This window comes from Kitasatospora sp. NPDC002965 (assembly GCF_040611255.1).
GTDB lineage: Bacteria > Actinomycetota > Actinomycetes > Streptomycetales > Streptomycetaceae > Kitasatospora.
Genome location: NZ_JBEXNT010000059.1, coordinates 47,527 through 53,941, shown reverse-complemented (window position 1 = coordinate 53,941; position 6,415 = coordinate 47,527). Strand labels below are relative to the sequence as shown.

Sequence of the window (6,415 nt, the reverse complement as noted above, 5' to 3'; positions counted from 1 at the left end):
CCACGGTTCTGGCGTGAAACGCGGGACGTGAGACGTGGTGCGTGATGTGTGGGGCGTCGGTCCGCACCTGAGGGGTCTTCTTCTCGCGGTCCGGCGGCCCGACCCCTCGTGCGGGGGTCGCGCCGCAGGAGCGACGGCTCAGAGGGCGCCGGTGTACTCCTGGATCCAGGGTCGCCAGGACGCCAGGTCCGTGTAGATGGCGCCGCCGACTCCGCAGGTGTCGCTGTCGGTGCCGCTGCGGCTCGTGGCGCCGGCCAGTTCGCGCCGGCCGTTACGGGTGATCAGGGCCGGGCCTCCGGAGTCGCCGTAACAGGCGGTGGCGGAGGTGGTGCCCGCGATGCACAGCTCGCGGCTGTTCACCATGTCACTGCAGGAGCTGTCGGGCAGCACCTTGGTGTCGAGCTGCTTGAGGTAGCGGGGCGCGGAGGTGGAGCAGCCGCTCTGCGGGCAGGTCTGCCCCCAGCCGAGCAGCCGGGTGGCGGAGCCGTCGGGCGGGGTGGTGGAGGTGATCGGCACGGGCGTGTTGGTGACCCTGCTGCTGAGGCGCAGGAGGGCTATGTCCTGGCCTGCCATGCTCTGGTCGTTGGAGGGGCGGACGATCCGCGAGACCCCGGTCAGGGTGCCGCCGCTGAGGTGGTCGTTGGAGCCGATCCGGATGCGCAGGGCGGAGGGCTGGAGCGGGCCGCTGCGGCCGTAGGTGCAGTGCAGAGCCGTGACCATCCACTCGGGCGAGATGAGCGAGGCGCCGCAGTAGTGGCCGCCGTTGACCTGGATGGATCCCATGAACGAGTAGGTGGAGGTGGCCTGTTCGCCGCCGACGATGGGGGTCGGGGCGGCCGCGGCGGTGCCGATGAACGCCGGTGCGGTGATGACCAGGCCGAGGGCGATTCCCGCGGCGGACAGGGGTCGGGAAAGGCGCATGGGGGTTCCTTCGGGTGAGGGGTGTCGGGGGAGCGGAGGGGGAGGGCCGGACACCCGATTCGGGTTGTCGGTGGCCCATCAACCTGCCGTTCACAGGAGTATGTGAGCGGCGGCACCGGCCGCGCCAATGTCAGCGGCCCATAACATCCGGGGGTGCGGGGCGCAGGCTTCGGCAGGTCGGACGGGGCGGCGCTCCCGGCTCGGGCGGCACGCGGTCATCGCGGTGGCAGGGCGTCACCGCGCGCCGCTACGACCGCGAGGCCGGCCCCGGTCCCGGTCCCGACCCCGGCCCTGCGAACGGCGACGACCAGGGTTCACGCACCCGCAACCCCGGGGACGCCCTGCGGCCACCCGTCGAGCCGGGAGTGATGGATGGATGTGCGCCAGCAGTGATCGCTTTCAGCCGTCGAGCCGCAGGAGAACCATGAGCACCGGCCCCGTCCCCGCGCCCGTCCCCCCGCGCCGCAGCCCGGGCCGCAGCGCGCTCGCCGCCGCGGCGGCCGGCATGCTCGCGCTGGGCGGCCTGGCGGGTCTCGCCACCCCGGCCGGAGCGGCTACCGCCGGTGTGGCCACCGCCCCGGCGGGCCCGGCCGGCGCGACGGCGCCGGGAGGGGCGCTGGGGGCCCGGCCGGGCGACCTGCTGGACGTGACCCTGGACCAGGTGCGCCCCACCCAGCCCTCGGTCGGCTACGACGAGGTGTACTACAAGCTCGGCCGCTACACCTCTCCCAAGGACGAGCTGAACGGCGCCGCCAACAAGCGCTTCGACGACTGGTGCGAGACCAACGGCCAGGGCGTGGCCGCCACGGTGCTGCCGGGCGCGCGGCTCGCCGACCCGGCGACGTTCACCTGCACCGTCCCGCTGGGCCAGGAGACCGAGGCGAGTCGCGCGGAGATGAAGACCGTCGTGGTGGGCCCGGGCGGCGCGCTCTACCTGACCGACGGCCACCACACGCTGACCTCCTTCCTGGAGGCCCCGGACGGCGGGCCGGAGCTGCACCTGCGCCTCGTCGTCCAGGCCAACCTCAGCGACCTGTCCCCGACCGCCTTCTGGCAGGAGATGCGGGCCCGCAACTGGGTCCGCCTGATCGACGAGCAGAACCGGCCGATCACCGTCGAGCAGCTGCCGCAGCACCTGGGCCTGGCGTACTTCCACGACGACCCGTACCGCAGCCTGGTCTACTTCACCCGGGACATCGGCTACTCGGTGCCGGACGGCGCGGCCGAGTACCTGGAGTTCCTCTGGGGCGACTGGCTCCGCGGCCAGGGCATCGGCCTGCCCGGCTCGTACAGCACGACCGACCGCACCTCGTACCTGGCCGCGGTCCGGACGGCCTCCCAGGCCATGTCGGCCGTGCCGGGGGACACGGTGATCACCGAAGGCCGCACGGCGGACGAGCTGGGCCGGCTGAACCCGTGGAACGCGGGCAAGAAGCCCACCGGCGGCGAGTTCGGCAAGCTGAGCGCCCCGATCACCGAGGCCAAGCCCGGCAAGCTCGCCTACGCCCTGGACTTCCGTGCCAAGGTCCCGACCGGTCCGGCCTGCACCGAGACCGTGACCGGCCGACACACCGGGCCGCTGGTCGTCTCGCGCGGCACCACCTGCCTGACCGGTGCCCGGCAGACCGGGCCCGTCGTGGTCCGCGCGGGAGCGAGCCTGGTGGTCAAGGGCTCGGACATCACCGGCCCGGTCCAGGCGGTGGGCGCGGGTACGGTGCAGCTCTGCGGCACCGTCCTGACCGGCCCGCTGAGCGTGGTGAACACCCGTGACCACCTCACCCTGGCCGCTCCGGGCTGCACCCCGAACACCCTGAACGGCCCGGTCCAGCTCGTCGGGAACCCGACCTCCTGAACCCGGTGGTACCTCCGGCCGCCGGCCGCCCTCCACCCGAGGGCGGCCGGCGGCCGCGTCGTTGTCCGCTCCCGCGCAGGGGCAGGCGAACGCGGCCTCCGACAACGCCGGGGAGCGCGCGGACCGCGCCGGGCGGGGCCCCTGCCGTCCCGCCCGGTACGAGAATGTCCGGTTATCGATCGTACCGGGAGCAGCGATGACGGTTCATCAGATGATGGCGCGTGCGGGCCCCGCCCGCGCCCTTCCGAATCAGCGATCATTCGATGAACGACCTGGAGACTGTCGTGCGCATACTCTTCACCGGCCCGGGCGCGCCCACCCACCAGTTCCCGATGGTGCCGACCGCGCAGGCCCTGCGGGCCGCCGGGCACGAGATCCTGTTCGCCGTCCCGAAGCCGTTGGAGCCGATCCGGGGGGCCGGCTTCCCGATCGTGGAGATCGGCGACGGCCGGTCCCTCAAGGACTCCTTCGAGGCCTTCGAGGGCGAGACCATGCGCTTCGCCCGGCCGGAGATGACCCAGGACGAGATCCTCGAACGGGCCGCCGCGGCCTTCGCCCACGCCTCGCGCTCCACCGTGGACGACCTGCTGGCCACCGCCGACGGCTGGGGCGCGGACCTCCTGGTCCACGACTCCTGCCTGGCCTCCGCCCAACTGGTCGGTGCCAAGCTCGGGATCCCGACCGCGCTCCAGAACTTCGGTGTCATCTCCGGCCTCTCGCTGGCCGCGCGGCTGGCAGGTCACTTCACCGACGTCTACGAGGCGTACGGGGTGGCCGCCCCGGCCGAGTCCACCGCGCTGAACGTCGTCCCGGCCTCGCTCGGCGGCGACCCGGGCGGGCTGCGGATGCGCTACCTCCCCTTCAACGGCGGTGGCGTGGTTCCGGCCGGCCTGCTGCGCCGGAGCGTCCGGCCGAGGGTCGCGGTGACCCTGGGCACCGTGGTCACGGAGGTGGACGGCGTGCACGCGATCGCCCGCCTGATCGAGGCCGCCGCCTCGGTCGACGCGGAGTTCCTGCTCGCCGTCGGCGGCGCCGACCTCAGTGACCTCGGAACCCTTCCGGACAACGTCCGCCCGCTGCCGTGGACCCCGCTGGCGGAGTTGCTGAGGGTCTGCGACGCGGTGATCCACCACGGTGGGTCCGGCAGCACGCTCACCGGCATGCAGGCCGGCGTGCCGCAGCTCATCCTCCCGCAGGGCGCCGACAGCTTCGCCGTCGCCGACGCCCTCGCCGCCACCGGCGCGGGCCTGCGCTCCGCGTCGGGCGACGTGGACGCCGCCCTGCTCGCCCGCCTCGTCGCGGACCCGGAACTCCGCGCCGGCGCGCTCCGGCTCCGCGCCGAGAACGACGCCCTCCCCACGCCCGCCGCCGTCGTCCCCGAGATCGAAGCCCTCGTCACCGCCGCCGCCCGCTGACCCCCGGGCCCCGACCGGCGCACCTGTGGCGCGGTCGCCGAAGGGTTCGAGCGGCCGGATCGTTCGCAGACGGGCGGGCTCCTGACGTGACATCGGTCACACCCGCGGCTTCGAACACCGGCCGGCTGTCGCTCGCAACACCCGAACGCGCAGGCTGCAGGCCCTGTTCGGGGTCTCGGACGAACCCGGGCCGTTCGAGACGATTCTGGCTACCGGAGGAGGACTGAGCCTAACCTGCCCGCCATGTCCCAGAACACGAACACGCCCGGTATCCCCGGGCAGCCGGCCGCTCCGGTCGGCGATTTCGCCAAGGTCCAGCGCCAGGTGCAGCAGCAGGCGGGCGTCGGACCGGTCCACGGTGGTGGCGGCACCCTCTTCTCCGAGCCGGTCCTGGTGGTGAACCAGAAGGCCAAGCTGATCGAGCTGACCAACGAGTACTCGGTCTTCGACCAGCAGGGCGCCACCCTGGGCTCGGTGGTCCAGGTCGGCCAGAGCGGACTGCGCAAGGCGATACGGCTGCTCACCTCCCTCGACCAGTACCTGACTCACAAGCTGGAGATCCGCGACGCGCAGGGCACCCCGGTGCTGCTGCTCACCCGCCCGGCGAAGTTCATCAAGTCGCGGGTGGTCGTGCAGCGTCCGGACGGCCGAGAGATCGGCCAGATCGTTCAGCAGAACGCCATCGGGAAGATCAATTTCGCGCTGGAGGTCGGCGGGCAGAAGGTCGGCGCCGTCAAGGCGGAGAACTGGCGGGCCTGGAACTTCTCCATCGTCGACGGGACGGACACCGAGATCGCCCGGATCACCAAGACCTGGGAGGGCCTGGCGAAGACGATGTTCACCACGGCCGACAACTACGTGCTCCAGATCCACCGCCCGCTCGCCGACCCGCTGCTCAGCCTCGTCGTGGCGACCGCGCTGACCGTGGACACGGCGCTGAAGCAGGACGCCCGCGGCTTCGGGTAGCCGCTGCCCGCACGGTGTTCACGGCCCCGCCTCCCGACCGGGAGGCGGGGCCGTGAACGTGTAACCGCGGTGTGTGGCGTCGGCGTCGGCTTCGAGAGCAGTCGTTCGAGAGCAGTCAAATGACTGATGCCGCCCGTGCGGCCCCGACGGCACAGTGGAGTTGCTCCGAGGGCGGACACGCCGGAGCGACACCCCTGGCAGCCGGCGCGGACGCGCCGGCCAGGGCCGACGGAGAAGGCGGAGGAGATCATGAGGAACCTGCGGCGAACGGTGATGCGGGTGGCGGTGGGCGCTGCCGCGCTGGTCGGGGCGGTCACCGCCACGACGACGAGTGCGAACGCCTACGTCCTCACCGACATTCAGACCGGATCCGGCAAGTGCCCCGCCAACTGGGTGTGCCTGTGGAGCGAGAACAACTTCGTCAGGGGGAATCCGGCGAGCGGGTACGACTACGGGGCCGTGGGTTCGGACCAGAACGTCTCGGACATGGGGAAGTTCACCTACGAGAGCAAGCTCTTCCGCTGGAAGGGCATGCAGGATTCCGCCTCCTCGGTCGTGAACAACACGGGGAGCAGCATCTGCTTCTACGAGCACAACGGCTACGGCGGCCTGGAGTTCAGGATCGGTCCCTCGGAGAAGTGGGCCTCCGTCCCGTCGTGGATCAACGACAGGATCAGCTCCTTCAAGTTCTGCTGATCCGGCCACGTCGGCCCTGTGGACGACGAACGAACCGGTATCCACCAACCCACTGAGTCAACCACCCGAAGCACAGGATCGGCACGGTCGGGCCGAATCCGGAAGAGAGGGACCATGTTCTCGAAGAGCACGATGACGAGGCTCGGAGTGTGTGCTGCTGCCGCGGCCGGGCTGTTCGTGGCCACGGCGACGTCCGCGAGCGCCACCAGTGTCTTCGACATCGGCCACGGGGCCGGCTCGTGCCCCAGCGGCTACGTCTGTCTGTGGTCGGAAGGCAACTTCATTCAGGGGAAGTTCGTCTATGACCACAAGTTCGGCTCCTTCGCGTCGAACCAGAACGTCAGTGACATGGGAAAGCTCGCCCGTAGCTCCACCGGGGACAAGGGCATGCAGGACGTCACGTCGTCGGTGCTGAACAACACGGGGAGCAGCATCTGCTTCTACGAGAACAACGGGTACTCCGGCCTGGAGTTCAAGATCGGCCCCGGGGAACACTGGCCCTCCGTCCCGTCGTGGATCAACGACAGGATCAGCTCCTTCAAGTACTGCTGACGCTTCCCAGACC

At 71.3% G+C, this 6,415-nt stretch carries 6 protein-coding genes; 5 read left to right on the top strand and 1 reads right to left on the bottom strand.

Annotated features, from left to right (window positions below):
* Window positions 1–138: 138 nt before the first annotated feature.
* Complete coding sequence (locus ABZY91_RS22680; RefSeq protein WP_355404803.1) at window positions 139–921, bottom strand: serine protease; 783 nt, start codon at window positions 919–921, stop codon at window positions 139–141.
* Between the two features lie 424 nt (window positions 922–1,345).
* Here ABZY91_RS22680 and ABZY91_RS22675 point away from each other — a divergent pair, with 424 nt between their 5' ends.
* From ABZY91_RS22675 to ABZY91_RS22655, 5 genes are all read left to right on the top strand, one after another.
* Complete coding sequence (locus ABZY91_RS22675; protein ID WP_355404801.1) at window positions 1,346–2,773, top strand: ParB/Srx family N-terminal domain-containing protein; 1,428 nt, start codon at window positions 1,346–1,348, stop codon at window positions 2,771–2,773.
* Between the two features lie 284 nt (window positions 2,774–3,057).
* Window positions 3,058–4,188, top strand: coding sequence for a glycosyltransferase (locus ABZY91_RS22670; RefSeq protein WP_355404799.1), 1,131 nt, complete (start codon window positions 3,058–3,060; stop codon window positions 4,186–4,188).
* A gap of 243 nt (window positions 4,189–4,431) precedes the next feature.
* Entirely contained in the window at window positions 4,432–5,154 is a 723-nt protein-coding gene (locus ABZY91_RS22665; protein ID WP_355404798.1) for a phospholipid scramblase-related protein, read from the top strand.
* A 249-nt stretch (window positions 5,155–5,403) separates the two neighbouring features.
* Window positions 5,404–5,850 carry a peptidase inhibitor family I36 protein gene (locus tag ABZY91_RS22660; RefSeq protein ID WP_355404796.1) on the top strand — a complete coding sequence of 149 codons (447 nt, stop codon included), beginning with the start codon at window positions 5,404–5,406 and terminating at the stop codon, window positions 5,848–5,850.
* A gap of 114 nt (window positions 5,851–5,964) precedes the next feature.
* Entirely contained in the window at window positions 5,965–6,402 is a 438-nt protein-coding gene (locus ABZY91_RS22655; protein ID WP_329952672.1) for a peptidase inhibitor family I36 protein, read from the top strand.
* Window positions 6,403–6,415: the final 13 nt, after the last annotated feature.

Excerpts from the sequence above, each read along its gene's own strand:
- ABZY91_RS22680 (WP_355404803.1), bottom strand. The coding sequence starts at position 921 with ATGCGCCTTTCCCGACCCCTGTCCGCCGCGGGAATCGCCCTCGGCCTG.
- ABZY91_RS22675 (WP_355404801.1), top strand. The coding sequence starts at position 1,346 with ATGAGCACCGGCCCCGTCCCCGCGCCCGTCCCCCCGCGCCGCAGCCCG.
- ABZY91_RS22665 (WP_355404798.1), top strand. The coding sequence starts at position 4,432 with ATGTCCCAGAACACGAACACGCCCGGTATCCCCGGGCAGCCGGCCGCT.
- ABZY91_RS22660 (WP_355404796.1), top strand. The coding sequence starts at position 5,404 with ATGAGGAACCTGCGGCGAACGGTGATGCGGGTGGCGGTGGGCGCTGCC.
- ABZY91_RS22655 (WP_329952672.1), top strand. The coding sequence starts at position 5,965 with ATGTTCTCGAAGAGCACGATGACGAGGCTCGGAGTGTGTGCTGCTGCC.